The organism is Burkholderia sp. R-40, assembly GCF_049942845.1.
Lineage (GTDB): Bacteria > Pseudomonadota > Gammaproteobacteria > Burkholderiales > Burkholderiaceae > Burkholderia > Burkholderia ambifaria.
The window spans coordinates 1,738,435-1,752,735 of sequence record NZ_CP187967.1 but is presented as its reverse complement, the minus strand read 5'-3'; the positions used below and the strand labels follow the sequence as shown (position 1 = coordinate 1,752,735).

Sequence of the window (14,301 nt, the reverse complement as noted above, 5' to 3'; positions counted from 1 at the left end):
GACGTGAAGGCAAGGAAGACGGAGAAAGGGTGTGCACACCCCTTCTCCGATACGGCGCTTACTGGTAGCGGACCGTGAAGTTCGCGACGCCGTCGGCCGTACCCGGCGTCACGCCGGCGGCCGTGGCTTCGTACATCGCTGCGAAGCGCGCGATGTTCGTGCCGTTTTGCAGCAGGGTCGGCGCCTTCTGCTCGGCGCCGTTGTCGAGGTATTCGCCCGATGCGGACTGCAGGCGGATGCCGACGTTGGTTGCCGAACCGATCGTCGCGAGCAGCTTCGGCTGGCCCGCGCTCGACGTGCCCGTGAACGTGAAGTACGCGTTCTGCGCGATGCTGGTGTCGCAGTCGGTCAGCTTGATGTCGAACGACACCGCGTCCGACTTGTCGCCGGCTTGCTTGAACTTGTTGGTCGGCACCTTGCCGAGCTGCACGGTCTGGTTGACGGAGTTCGAATCGATGCCGCATGCGCCCGCGACGATCTCGCCCGTGAAGTTGATCGTGCCGGTGCCCGCTGCGAAGGCCGAAGTGGACAGGGCTGCGAGTGCGACCGCGCTCAGGAGGGATTTTTTCATGACGTTTTCCGTGAGAATTGCAAAGGGAACAGACGACGTGGCGGATACAAAAGGCAGCGTGTGGTTGGCTCCCGTCCGACACGAGGCGGCATTATCGAGATAAGCGCGAAGGGATTTTGTAAATCATTGTCAAATCTCAATGACAATCTTCGTTTTATGGGTTTCAAAACCCAATCCCTCCTGCCGGCCGTCAATCCCGATATTTTCGTCCGCAGTCCTTTTTTATTTTCCGGAACCAACTGAAAATTAAAGACATTTCCTTTTCGGGCTTGAGAACTCCCCGCTTCTCCTTACCGGACAAGGCCTTTCGAGATACCCGACGTGAAATGCCAAAACTCTGTCCGATTCCGCCATCGTTGTCCTATCGCAACGAAAGCATTCGATGACTTTCAACTGACAGGAAATTAACGAGCGATATTCAACGCCGCAAAATTTTCGCGCAAACGATTGCGAAATTCGCACAAACGTTTTACCGCGACACTTTGTCGCCTCTTATTGTTCGCAATTCGCGAATTAATCGAATCGTCAACCCGGGATTAAAGCGGCGTGTAAAACCGTGCGCGCCAAAAGGACGTCCGCGGCACTGGATGGAGTCGGAATAAGAGGAAATCCGGCACGATCGGAGGCCGGCGGCGACGCGATCGGTCGCCGGGATGCGAGTCGAGTGGAAGGCGGCCCTTCAACCCGACTGCGTGGAGGAAAAACGGAGTCGACGACGCCCGCATGCACGTGTCGTCGATGGCTGCCGGAAACCCGACAGCAGCAACACCGACCGCGGCAGCGGCGACGCATCGCGATGCGCCGCCGCCACCTGGCCGATGCCGGTCAAGCCATCACGCGGCAGCTTCGCCAGCGGTGGCCGGCGCCCACCCGCCGCCGAGCGCGCGATATAGCGCGATCGCATTCGCGAGCCGCAGCGCCTTGAGCCGGATCAGCTCATGCCCGGACTCGTACGTGCTGCGCTGCGCGTCGAGCAGTTCGAGATACGTCGCGACGCCGCCCGCATAGCGGCGCTCGGCGAGTTTCAACCGCGCGCCGTCGGCCGCGTAGACGTCCTGCTGCGCGGCGAGCTGGCGATCGATCCAGTCGCGCGCGGCGAATGCGTCGGCCACTTCGCGGAACGCGGTCTGCACGGTCTTCTCGTACTCGGCGACCGCGATGTGCTTGCGCGCATTCGCGACGTCGAGATTCGCGCGATTGCGACCACCCGCGAAAATCGGCAGCGTGATGCGCGGCGCGAACGTCCACACGCTCGTGCCGGCCGCGAACAGGGTCGAGAACGCATCGCTGACCGAGCCGTAGTCGGTGGTCAGCGCGACGCGCGGGAAGAATGCCGCGCGCGCGGCGCCGATCTGCGCGTTCGCGGCCTTGAGCCGCGACTCGGCCTGCCGGATGTCCGGCCGCCGCTCCAGCAGCGCGCTCGGCGCGCCGGGCGCCACCGGCGCGATCGCGAGCGTGTCGAGCGCGGTGCCGTCGGCGGGCACGCTGCGCGCGAAATCGCCGGCGAGCAATTGCAGCGCGCGCACCGATTGCGCATGCTCGCGCTGCAGCGCAGCCTGCGATGCCCGCGCGGACGCGACCAGCATCTCGGCCGAACGCAGTTCGATCGCGTCGCTCGTGCCGGCCGCGTAGCGGCGCTGCGTGAGCGCGGCGATGCGCTCGCGCGCGTCGAGCGTGCGCTGGGCCAGCGCCAGTTGCTCGCGCAACGATCGCTCCGACACGTACGCCCCCGCGACTTCGGCAATCACGCCGATGCGCACCGTGCGCTGCGCGTCGGCCGTCGCGAAATACTCGGCGAGCGCCGCATCGGACAGGTTGCGCACGCGGCCGAACAGGTCGAGCTCGTACGCGCTGACGCCGACGCCCGCGCGATACAGCCCGCTCACCGCGCTCTCGCGCACGACCGGATCGTACTGGCGCGTGCGTTCGTAGCCGAGGTTCGCGTCGACCGACGGCATCAGGTCCGCGCGCTGCACGCCGTACAGCGCGCGCGCTTCGTCGAGCCGGCCGGCCGCGATCCGCAAGTCGCGATTGTTCGCGAGCGCGGCATCGATCCATGCCTGCAGCGCCGGATCGGTGAAATACGCGCGCCAGTCGTCGAGCAGCGCGGCGTCGGCCGTCGAAGCCGGGCCGACGCCCTGCTGCGTGTCGCCATCGACCGTCGCATAGCTGGCCGGCACCGGCGCCGCCGGCCGCTCGTAACGCGGCGCAAGCGAGCAGCCCGCGAGCGCGAGCACGGCGGCCAGCGCGAGCGGAAGCCTCGGTGCGGCCCATGCATTCAATGCAAACATCACTGCGAACCCTCCATCGTCGCCGGCTGCGCGCCGCCGCGCCGGCGCGGGCCGACGTCGAACAGGCGGCCGACGATCACGAAAAACAGCGGGACGAGGAACACCGCGAGCACCGTCGCCGTGATCATGCCGCCGAGCACGCCGGTGCCGATCGCCATCTGCGCGCCGGATGCGGCGCCCGACGCGAACGCGAGCGGCAGCACGCCGACGCCGAACGCGAGCGACGTCATCACGATCGGCCGCAGCCGCAGGCGTGCGGCCTCGAGCGCGGCGTCGACGAGCGACATGCGCTGCGCGACCAGGTCCTTCGCGACCTCGACGATCAGGATCGCGTTCTTCGCGGACAACCCGATCGTCGCGATCAGCCCCACCTTGAAATAGATGTCGTTCGGCATCGCGCGCAGCGTGACGCCGAGCACCGCGCCGATCACGCCGAGCGGGACGACCAGCATCACCGCGAACGGGATCGACCAGCTCTCGTACAGCGCCGCGAGCGCGAGGAACACGACGAGCACCGACAGCGCGAACAGCATCGGCGCCTGCGCGCCCGACAGCCGCTCCTCAAACGACTGCCCCGACCACGCGTGGCCGATGCCGGCCGGCAGCTTCGCGGCGATCCGTTCGATCGCGGCCATCGCTTCGCCGCTGCTGTGGCCGGGCGCGGCCGAGCCGTTGATCGTGAACGACGGATAACCGTTGTAGCGCGTGAGCTGCGGCGGCCCGAGCGTCCAGTGCAGCGTCGCGAACGCCGCGAGCGGCACCATCTCGCCGCCCGCGTTGCGTACGCGCAGCTTCTGCACGTCGGCCGGATCGAGCCGGTGCAGCCCGTCGGCCTGCACGATCACGCGGCGCACCTGCGTGCCGTGCATGAAGTCGCCGATATAGTCGGAGCCGAACATCACCGCGAGCGTCGTGTTGATCTCGTCCATCGACACGCCGAGCGCCGACGCCTTCGCGCGATCGATGTCGAGCTTCAGCTGCGGCGCGTCCTGCGTGCCGGCGAACATCACGTCGGTGAGCGCCGGATCCTTGCCGCCCGCCGCGAGCAGTTGCTCGCGCGCGGCGCTGAACGCGGCGTAGTCGAGCCCGCCGCGGTTCTGCAGCCGGAAGTCGAAGCCGCTCGTCGAGCCGAGATCGGGCAGCGCCGGCGAGTTCATCGCGAACACCGTGGTGTTCGCCGTGCCCGCGAAGCGCTCGTTGATGCGCGCGACGATCGCCTGCACGTGATCGCGCGCGGCCTTGCGCTCCTTCCAGTTCTTCAGCGTGACGAAGATCATCCCGCCGTTCGGCCCTTCGCCGTACAGGTTGAAGCCGCCGAGCGCGAACGTGTACGCGGCCGGCTCGTCGCGGCGAATATACGATTCGACCTCGCGCACGCTCTGCATCGTTTCCGCGAGCGGCGTGCCCTGCGGCCGGATCACCATCACCATGAAGTTGCCCTGGTCCTCGTCGGGCAGGAACGCGCTCGGCAGTTGCGTGAGCATCAGCGCCGCGGCCGCGGTCAGCGCGCCGTACACGACCAGCCAGCGCAGCGGCTTCTTCAGCATCGCGCCGACGCGCGTCGCATAACGCTGCGTCGAACGCGCGACGAAACCGTTGAACCAGCCGAAGAAGCCGCGCTTCTCGTGATGGTCGCCGGACACCGGCTTGAGCAGCGTCGCGCACAGCGCGGGCGTGAGCGACAGCGCGAGAAACGCCGAGAAGCCGATCGACACCGCGAGCGACAGCGCGAACTGCCGGTAGATGTTGCCCACCGCGCCGCCGAAGAACGCCATCGGCACGAACACCGACGTCAGCACCACGGTGATCCCGACGATCGCGCCGCTGATCTGCCGCATCGCCTTGACGGTCGCGTCGTAGGGCGCGAGGCCCTCCTCGACCATCAGCCGTTCGACGTTCTCGACGACGACGATCGCATCGTCGACGAGGATGCCGATCGCGAGCACCATCCCGAACATCGTCAGCACGTTGATCGAGAAGCCCGCCGCATACATCACGCCGAACGTGCCCGCGAGCGCGACCGGCACGACGAGCGTCGGAATCAGCGTCGCGCGCAGGTTCTGCATGAACAGGAACATCACGAGGAACACCAGCACGCCGGCCTCGATCAGCGTCGTGACGACCTTGTTCATCGACACGCGCACGAACGACGACGTCTCGTACGGGATCTGATACTTCACGCCCGGCGGGAAATACGCGGACAGCTCGTCCATCGTCGCGCGCACGCGCTTCTCGGTCGCCACCGCGTTCGAGCCCGGCGCGAGCTTGATGCCCATGCCGGTCGCGACCTTGCCGTTCACGTACGACGGATAGTTGTAGTCGTTGCCGCCGAACTCGATGCGCGCGACGTCGCGCAGGTGGAGCGCGGAGCCGTCCGGCTGCGTGCGCAGCGCGATCGCGCCGAAATCGGCCGGCGTCTTCAGCGGCGCATCGGCGAACACGGTCGCCGCGATCGGCGCGCTGTCCGGCACCGCGCTGCGGCCGATGTCGCCGACCGTCACGCGCGCGTTGTGCGCGCGCACGGCCGACGCGATGTCCGACGCGGTGAGGCCGTGACCGGCCAGCTTCACCGGATCGGGCCAGATCCGCATCGCGTATTCGGCGCCCCAGAACTGCACCTTGCCGACGCCGTCGACGCGGCGCAGCGCCTGCACGACGTTCGCCGACGCGTATTCGCCGAGCTGCACGTCGGTCATCCGGCCGTCGTCCGATGTGAGCGACACGACGAGCTGGATGTTGTCCGCGGCCTTCTCGACCTGGATGCCGTCGCGCCGCACCGGTTCGGGCAGCCGCGCCTCGACCGTCTTCAGCCGGTTCTGCACTTCGACGGCCGCGAGATCGGCGTTGACACCCTGCTTGAACGTCAGGTACAGCGACGCGGCGCCGGCGCTGCTCGTCGCGGACGTATACAGCAGCCCCGGCGCGCCGTTCATTTCGCGCTCGATCAGCGCGGTCACCGATTCCTCGACGACCTGCGCGGACGCGCCCGGATACGTCGCATAGATGCTGACGACGGGCGGCGCGATGTCCGGGTATTGCGCCACGGGCAGCGCGCGAATCGCGAACGCGCCGCCGAGCATGATGAAGAGTGCGATCACCCACGCGAAGACGGGGCGATCGATGAAGAAACGTGCCATGTTGGTCTATTGAACCGGTCAGGTTTGACGGGCGGCCGCCGGTTGCGCGGCCTTCGTCGGCGATGCCTGCTCGACGGGCTTGACGGCGGTATCGGGCGCGAACTGCGCGGCGTTGTCGACGATCACGCGCTCGCCGCCCGACAACCCGCGCGTGATGCGCCAGTCGCGTCCGCTCATCTGGTCGGCGACGACCTCGACGTCCTTCACCTTGCCGTTCGTGCCGACCACGCGCACCGACGTGCGCTCGGCCGTGCGCAGCAACGCATCGCGCGGCACGAGGATCGCCCGCTGGTCGACGGCCGCATCGAGCGCGATCCGCACATACGCGCCCGGCAGCAGCTCGCGCTCGGGATTGGGGAACAGCGCGCGCATCGCGACGGTATCGGTGGTCGGATCGACCGCGAGATCGCTGAACAGCAGCTTGCCCTTCAGCGGATACGCGGTGCCGTCGGCGCGCCGCAGCGTCACCGTGACGTCGTGCTGCGCGATCCCCGTCGCGTGCCCGCTCTTCACCGCGCGACGCAACGCGTCGACGTCGGCCGCCGGCTGCGAGAAATTCACGTAGATCGGATCGAGCTGCTCGACGGTCGTGAGCGGCGTCGCCTGGTCCTGGCCGACGAGCGCGCCTTCGGTGACGAGCGCGCGTCGTGCGCGGCCCGAAATCGGCGCGGTGACGGTCGCATAGTCGAGCTGCAGCTGCGCGCGGGCGAGCTCCGCCTTCGCGGAAGCGACGTCGGCCTTCGCGCGCGTGTCGTCGGCGACGGCCTCGGTGTGATCGCGCTCGCTGACCGCGTGGTCGCGCACCAGGTCGTCGTAACGGCGGCGCTTGTCGCTCGCCGCGAGCGCGGCGGCCTGCGCCTTCGCGAGCGCACCCTGCGCGGCATCGCGCGCGGCCTTCAGCGGCGCGGGATCGATGCGGAACAGCACCGCGCCCTGCTTCACTTCCTGGCCTTCCTCGTAAGTCCGCGCGGTGACGATGCCCGCGACCCGTGCGCGCACTTGCGCTTGCCGATACGCGTCGAGCCGGCCCGGCAATTCGACGGTCATCGGCACGGCCGTCGGACGCACCGTCACGACCGTCGCGTTCTGAATGGCCTCCGGCGCCTTGTCCTTGTCGCCCTTTCCGCATCCCGCCACGGCCAGCATGGCCGCGAGCGCGACGGGCGCCAGCCGGAGGCGGCGCGCGAGGGAGCGTTTGTTATTCATGTGTGACCTCGGAAACGTTCGCCGTCGATACAATGCGGCGGCTCAGGGTGGTCGATTATAATCAGTCACGACTGATTAAATACACCCGGTTGCCCTGCCACCGCCCCACTGTCTCAATAAAACGACAGCGAACTGTAAGGAAATTCACGCCATGGCCCGCAAGACCCGGGAAGAATCGCTCGCCATCAAGCACCGGATCCTCGACGCCGCCGAGCTGGTCCTGCTCGAAAAAGGCGTCGCGCAAACCGCGATGGCGGACCTCGCCGAGGCCGCCGGGATGTCGCGGGGCGCCGTCTACGGCCACTACCGCAACAAGATGGAAGTGTGTCTCGCGCTGTGCGACCGCGCGTTCGCACGAACCTCGGAAGGCTTCGACGCGGTGGACAGCCTGCCCGCGTTCGCGATGCTGCGCCGCGCGGCGTCGCACTACCTGCAGCAATGCGGGGAGCCGGGCTCGATGCAGCGCGTGCTGGTGATCCTCTATACGAAGTGCGAGCAGAGCGAGGAGAACGGCGCGCTGCAGCGGCGCCGCATGCTGCTCGAGCTGCAGATGCTGCGCATCACGAAGGCGCTGCTGCGCCGTGCGATCGCGGCCGGCGAAATCGCCGCCGATCTCGACGTGCACCTGGCGGCCGTCCATCTCGTGTCGCTGCTCGAAGGCGTGTTCGCGTCGATGATCTGGACCAACCGCCTGCGCGGCAATCTGTGGAACGACGCGGAAGCGATGCTCGACGCCGGTTTCGACGCCGTCAGGACCTCCAGCGCACTGCGGGTGCGCGCGCAAAAATTGCCTGCCTGACGAAAAGCCGCGCAATAAATGCTGATTTAACCCGATTTACCGCAGTGCGAAACGAATACGCTGACCCTCTTTAAAATTTTTAACATTTCGCGGAACATCGGTAGACTGACGCTGTCATCTTTCTTTAGCGTCTTCGTGATAATCCGGGTTCGACCCGGAAAGTTCACGCCGTCGTTCGAAGCGGGCATCCCGCAAGTTGGGTCGAACGGAAACGACACAGGCCCCTGGCGGGGCCTGTTTTGTTGCACGCCCATCGCCCGCCACCGTCGTCACCCGACGGATGGGCCGCCGATGGCTCCTGCCCACACCTCTTTGAACCGTTTTCCTGGATGTGGACACCTTTGGTCAAGCCTGCCGCAATTCCTGATGCTTTCGCGCCCGGGCGCGCGCAGCGCCTCGTGCGTGCGCTCGTGCCGGCCGCCGTGCTCGGCGCCCTCGCCGCCTTCGGTCTCGCCGCCGCGCTGCCCGCCGTCTCGCAGTTGCCGGGCGCCGTCGATTCGGGCACGGCCGCGCTGCCGCAGCGCGTGCTGTCCGACACGCCGTTTCCCACCGCGCAGCATTTCGTGACGAGCGAGCTCGCGCGCACGCTCGGCGAGCGCAACGAACTCGACGAACATAGCGACCGCAGCCCGCAGCCGGGCCTGTTCGCGCCGCTCAGCGCGCACCGCAACGACATGCTCGGCTATGCGAGCCTGTTCCAGTTCGCGGCGCCCGAAACCCAACACGGGACGCGCGCCGGCGACATCGAGCTCACGCTGTCCGATACGCTGAACCGTCTCGACGTGCCGCCCGAGGTGCGCATCCAGCTCGGCGATCTCGTCACCGGCAAGGTCGCGATGCGCGCCAGCGCGCAGCGCGGCGACTACTACCGCATCGCGTACGACACGAACAACGGCACGCCGCACCTCACCGCGCTCGAGCTGCGCGTCGCGGGCCGCACGTTCGGTGCGATCTGGTTCCGCGCACCGGGCGCCGACCACGGCGCGTACTACACGCTCGACGGCGCGCCGCTCGAGGCGGCCGCGTTCACGATGCCCGTCAAGTGGACGCGCATCAGCTCGTTCTTCGGCGAACGCGTGCACCCGCTGTCGCAGGCGATGGCGTTCCATACGGGCGTCGATCTCGCCGCGCCGTCCGGCACGCCCGTCAACGCGGCGGCCGATGGCGTCGTGTCGTTCGTCGGCACCGATCCGGACGGCTACGGCCGCTACGTGATCGTCGATCACGCGGACGGCTATTCGACCTACTACGCTCATTTGTCCGCGTATGCGCGCGGGCTGAAGACGGGCGAAACCGTGAAACAAGGCCAGCGCATCGGCTCGGTCGGCATGACCGGCGCGGCCACCGGCCCGCACCTGCACTTCGAGGTGCGCGTCGCGAACGATCCGGTCGATCCGCTCGTCGCGCTCGCGAACGCGCAGACCGGGCTGTCCGACATGCAGCGCACCGCGTTCCGCCACGAAGCGGCGCAATGGCGCTTCCGCCTCGCGTCGATCAAGACGTCACCGTTCGCGTTCGCGCAAAACGACGGCCCGCTGTGGGGCGACTTTGCGACCGACTCGTCAACGTTGCGTGCGGTCTTCAACACGCACTACAGCGCGTCCTGACGCCGACGCTGCGAAGCCCCTATACGCCCGCCGTCACCGCACGGGTTCCGTACGTTCGGCCGCGGCCTGCGCGATGCGCGCCGCACGCGGCCGACGTGACAACAGCCAGCGCGCCGCGCCGTCGAGCGACGTGCACAGCACCAGGTAAAGCGCCGCGACGAACAGGAAGATCGGCGCCGGATAAACCATCAGCCGGTTGTTCACCTGCGTCGCGACGAACGACAGTTCCGGCACGCCGACGATATACGCGAGCGACGTGTCTTTCACGAGCGCGACCCACTGGTTGACGAACGACGGCGTCATGATCCGGATCGCCTGCGGCAGCAGCACGTAGCGCACCGTCTGCCAGCGCGTGAGCCCGAGCGACAGCCCGGCCTGCCACTGCCCGTCGCCGGCCGCGACGATGCCCGCATGCACCGCATGCGCGAGATACGCGCCCCCGATCAGCGCCAGCGCACACATGACCGTCGCGAGCCCCGGCACATCCACGTGCAGCAGCATCGGCAGCAGGAAGTACGTCCAGAAGATCAGCATCAGCACCGGAATCGCGCGAAAGAAGCCGATGAACGCGAGCAGCAGCACGCGCAGCGGGCCGCGCGCGAGCGCCATCGCGACGCCGAGCGCCACCCCCAGCACCGCCGACGCGACGGCCGACGCGATCGCCAGCACGAGCGACAGCGCGGCGCCGCCGAGCGGGCCGTCCGGGAACGCGCCGACGAGCAGGTACGGCAGGTTGTCGAGCAGCAGCGACACATCCATCGTCAACGCCCCGCCCCGAGCCGGTCGCGCCATTGCGTGGCCGCGTAGGCGCCGGCCTCGATCGCGGCCACCGCGGCGACGTACAGCACGGTCGCGACACCGAACGCGGCAAAGGTCTTGAACGTCTCCGTCTCGACCTGCCGCGACGCATACGACAGCTCGGCGACACCGATCGCCATCGCGAGCGACGAGTTCTTCACGAGATTCATGTATTGGCCGAACAGCGGCGGCAGCGCGATGCGCACGGCCTGCGGCAGCACCACGTAGCGCAGCGACTGCATCGGCGTGAGGCCGAGCGCCGCGGCCGCGTCGTGTTGCGCACGGCGCACGCCGCGCAATCCGGCTTCGCACTCCTCGGCGACGAACGCGGCCGTGTAGGCGCTCAACCCGACCCAACCGGCGACGAACTCGAACGACGGCCATGCGAGCGTGAGCGGGCCCGCGCTCAGTTCATGGCGCGCGTTCAGCCACGTGATCCACGTATCGGGCAGCAACGACGCGACGCCGAAGTACCAGAACAGCAATTGCACGAGCAGCGGCGTGTTGCGGAACGCGACGACGTAGCCGGCCGCCACCGTGCGCACTGCCGTGCCGCGTGCATGCCGCATGACGGCGAGCAGCAGCCCGCCGACGGTCGCGGCGAGCGCCGACGCGCCCGCGAGGCCGAGCGTGAGCAGGAAGCCCTGCCAGAGCCAGGACAGATATTTGGGAGCCAAGCCGAGCATGCTGTTGTGTGCGGTCGCTGAACAATGCGAAAGAAGATGGAAGCAAGCGCAAAGCGCCGCGACCCGCGCATACCGGCACGACCGGCGGCGGATCGCGGCGCATGCGGCGCGGCGCGCGACTCAGGTCCGGTCGCCGATCCGGAAGATGCGCGTGAGCGGCGTCTTCGTGGCCGGCCCGAACCACGCGTCGTAGATCTGTCCCGCGCGGCCGTTCGCCTCGAGCCCCTTCAGCGTGTCGTTCACGAAGCCGAGCAGGCGCGTCTCGCCCTTCGGCACGCCGACGCCCATGTAGTCGTTCGAGATCGTGAACGCCGGAATCTCGTAGTTCTGCTTGTCGGGCACGTTCGCGAGCAGGCCGATCAGTTTCGGTCCGTCCTGCGTGATCGCCTGCACGTTGCCGGCACGCAGCGCGGCGAACGCGAACGGCGTGTCGTCGTACGCGACGATCGTCGCCTTCGGATACTTCTCGCGCAACGTGATCTCGTTCGTCGTGCCCTTGTCCGCGCCGACGCGCAGGCCGTTCAACTGGTCGGCCGATTTCAGCACGCCCTTCTTCGCGAGAAACTGCTGGCCCGACGAGAAGTACGGGATGCTGAAGTCGACCTGCTTCGCGCGCTCGTCGGTGATCGTGAAGTTCGCAAGCACGAGGTCGACCTTGCCGGACGTCAGGAACGGAATGCGGTTCGCGGGATTGGTCGGCTGCAGTTGCAACTTTACGCCGAGCTTGTCGGCGAGCGCCTTCGCGTAATCGACGTCGAGGCCGACGATGTGGTTGCTCTTGCCGTCGACATAGCCGAACGGCGGATTGCTGTCGAAGGTCGCGACGCGCAGCACGCCGGCCTTCCTGATGTCGTCGAGCCGGTCCGCGTGCGCGACCGTGCCTGCCGTGACGAGTGCGGCCCCGACGAGCCACGTGGCGAGAGTGTGAAATTTCATGAGCACGACCTGATTGTTATGAAGGCCGCCGCGGATCGCGCGGCGGCCCGGTTCGAGGAACATCGCGACGTGGTGTGTCGCCGCGAAGCCGCTAACGTATCAGCGCGTGCGGCGATTTCGAACCAACAAATGGTGCTTTGCTCTGCGGGTTTTGTGATGACGCACACCCGCGCTCGCGGTCATTCGCTATCGTCGTCGGTGGCGGCCACGGACGCCGCGCACAGGAACTCGCCGTCACCGCCGTCCTGCAGGTAATCGAGCGAACGGTCCATGCGCAGGAACGACAGCGTGCCGGCTGCGCCGAGCGCGAACAGCGTCTTGTGATCCGGCGCGAAGATCACCTGCGACACGCCGCCCGCGACCGGAAACTCGCCGACGGTACGACGCGTGGCGGTCTTGATCACGCGCATCGGCTTGTCGTCATAGCCGGTCACGGCGATCAGCGAACCGTCGCCGCTGCCGTCGAAGCTGTGCATCGACTCCTGGCAGACCGGATAACTGTCGCGTACGGCAAGGCTCGACGCATCCCGCCACTGAACCGACGACTTGTTGTAGACCCAGATGCCCGCGCCCTTCTCGCCAAGCTGAGCCTGGATGAAATCCGAATCGACCGGATAGGTCGCTACCTGCGCATTCGTCGCCGTATCGAACGCGACGATCGCGCCCTTCTGCATCGCGTATGCATACAGCCGCCGACCGTCGGGCGACAGCCACATCGACAGCGCACGGCCGAACTCGACGCCCGATGCATCGTGATCGCCGAGCCGCAGCGTCGCGATGACCTGCGGCCAGTGCGCGAGACTGACGACGGAAATCGTGTCGTCGACGCTGTTCAGCACGTACAGCCTGTCGTTGGATGCGGACGCAACGATTGCGCGCGGAAAGCGTCCGAGCGTCACGCCATCGACGATCGCACCGCTGTTCAGGTCGATGCGCGCGAGGCCGTTCTCGCGCATCGACGCAACATACGCGTAGCGCTCGTCGGGGCTCACGTACACGCCGCTCGCGCCGCGGCCGCGGCACATGTTCCCCGGGCAGCCGTCGAGCCCCGTCGCGAACGGCTCGCCTGTGATCGTGCGCACCACCGCCTGCCGCTCGACGTCGACGACGACGAGCGTGTTCCGGTCGTTGTCGGTCACGTACAGGCGTTTGCCCGACGCGCCCAGCACCATCGCGTACGGCCACTTGCCGACGGGTACGACGGTGCCTGCCGCCTGCTCGGCCGACACGGGCGCCGGACGGTGCTGCTCGTCGTCGCGGATCTGCTCGGCAATCGCGGCCGCCTGCTGTTGCGCGTGGCGCTTCGCGGCGTCGCGCTCGACGTCGCGGTGGGTCGCGTCACGCCAGCCTAGCAGTTCCTCGCTGCCCGCCCGCTGCGCGGCGAACAACATCGCAGCGCTGCCGAGCACCGCGAGCACGAGCGGCACGGCGACGCGCATCGAGCGGCCGGCCCCGTACATCAGCCAGCCGGCGATGAATCCGACGACCACGCCGCCGAGATGCGCGGCCTGATCGATACCGGAGATGAGGAAGCCCGAGCCCAGGTTGATCGCGATTACCTGCCCGAGCGCGCCGAGGTTGATGGCAACCGGCGCATCGCCCGCGCTGTCGCGTTGGCGTTGCAGCGCGAATGCCGCGGCCGCGCCCGCCAGTCCCATCAGCGCGCCCGACGCACCGACACTCACGACCGGCTGGATCCCGCTGGACGCCAGCGCGACGCCGAACGCAAAGGTGGCGCTGCCGACTTCGTGATAGCCATGCCAGAGCGCGCTCAGCAGCGAGCCGCCGAGCGCGGACAGAAGATACGCGACGCCGAACCGCAGCGTGCCGCCCGCGCGTTCGAGCACGATGCCGAGCACGACCAGCATGTACATGTTCAGCGCGAGATGGACCCAGCTGCCGTGCAGGAACGCGCTGGTCAGCAGCCGCCACGGCTGCCCGGTGAGCGTGTACGGCGCGAAGTTCGCGCCCCAGTCGAGCAGCAACGCGTTCGATAGCGAGCCGTACGACGCCTGTCGCCACATCAGCACGAATATCACGATATTGACGACGGCCAGCAGAATGGTCAACCACGGCCTGGAAGAATGTTGTTCTCTCATCGGGATCTTGTATGGGTTATCGCGCGTGAGCCGCGCGAGCGCCATTATATTTCGCGTCCCGCAAGCAACGAGCGTGTGACGAGGCCGGTCGGCGAACCGGGAATAAAAAAACACCCGCTGCATGCAGCGGGCGCGAATCCCAGTCAAGGAGGTGTCACACGAACTACGCGT

The 14,301-nt window shown here is 67.5% G+C and carries 10 protein-coding genes; 2 read left to right on the top strand and 8 right to left on the bottom strand.

Going from position 1 to position 14,301, the window contains the following annotated elements:
- Positions 1–58 precede the first annotated feature (58 nt).
- From ACP26O_RS08160 to ACP26O_RS08145, 4 genes are all read right to left on the bottom strand, one after another.
- Complete coding sequence (locus tag ACP26O_RS08160; protein WP_011656811.1) at positions 59–571, bottom strand: fimbrial protein; 513 nt, start codon at positions 569–571, stop codon at positions 59–61.
- 833 nt (positions 572–1,404) lie between these two features.
- Complete coding sequence (locus ACP26O_RS08155; protein WP_175665165.1) at positions 1,405–2,862, bottom strand: efflux transporter outer membrane subunit; 1,458 nt, start codon at positions 2,860–2,862, stop codon at positions 1,405–1,407.
- A complete protein-coding gene (locus tag ACP26O_RS08150; RefSeq protein WP_175665164.1) occupies positions 2,862–5,999 on the bottom strand; it encodes a multidrug efflux RND transporter permease subunit in 3,138 nt (1,045 codons plus the stop codon). The genes ACP26O_RS08155 and ACP26O_RS08150 overlap by 1 nt, the downstream gene beginning before the upstream one ends.
- 18 nt (positions 6,000–6,017) lie before the next feature.
- Positions 6,018–7,205: a MexX/AxyX family multidrug efflux RND transporter periplasmic adaptor subunit gene (locus ACP26O_RS08145; protein ID WP_011656808.1), complete on the bottom strand. Its 1,188-nt coding sequence runs from the start codon at positions 7,203–7,205 to the stop codon at positions 6,018–6,020.
- A 151-nt stretch (positions 7,206–7,356) separates the two neighbouring features.
- Here ACP26O_RS08145 and ACP26O_RS08140 point away from each other — a divergent pair, with 151 nt between their 5' ends.
- Positions 7,357–8,004, top strand: a complete 648-nt coding sequence (locus ACP26O_RS08140) for a TetR family transcriptional regulator (RefSeq protein WP_175665163.1) — start codon at positions 7,357–7,359, stop codon at positions 8,002–8,004.
- 329 nt (positions 8,005–8,333) lie between these two features.
- Positions 8,334–9,611 carry a M23 family metallopeptidase gene (locus ACP26O_RS08135; RefSeq protein ID WP_175665162.1) on the top strand — a complete coding sequence of 426 codons (1,278 nt, stop codon included), beginning with the start codon at positions 8,334–8,336 and terminating at the stop codon, positions 9,609–9,611.
- 33 nt (positions 9,612–9,644) lie between these two features.
- On the opposite strand, the gene ACP26O_RS08130 is transcribed toward ACP26O_RS08135, so the two are convergent.
- The 4 genes from ACP26O_RS08130 to ACP26O_RS08115 form a co-directional block, all read right to left on the bottom strand.
- Positions 9,645–10,370 (bottom strand): amino acid ABC transporter permease, encoded by a 726-nt coding sequence (locus ACP26O_RS08130; protein ID WP_175665161.1) that lies wholly within the window; start codon positions 10,368–10,370, stop codon positions 9,645–9,647.
- Between the two features lie 2 nt (positions 10,371–10,372).
- Complete coding sequence (locus ACP26O_RS08125; protein WP_175665160.1) at positions 10,373–11,095, bottom strand: amino acid ABC transporter permease; 723 nt, start codon at positions 11,093–11,095, stop codon at positions 10,373–10,375.
- A gap of 120 nt (positions 11,096–11,215) precedes the next feature.
- A complete protein-coding gene (locus ACP26O_RS08120) occupies positions 11,216–12,031 on the bottom strand; it encodes an ABC transporter substrate-binding protein (RefSeq protein ID WP_175665159.1) in 816 nt (271 codons plus the stop codon).
- Positions 12,032–12,210: 179 nt separating this feature from the next.
- Positions 12,211–14,130 carry a rhomboid family intramembrane serine protease gene (locus ACP26O_RS08115; protein ID WP_175665158.1) on the bottom strand — a complete coding sequence of 640 codons (1,920 nt, stop codon included), beginning with the start codon at positions 14,128–14,130 and terminating at the stop codon, positions 12,211–12,213.
- Positions 14,131–14,301: the final 171 nt, after the last annotated feature.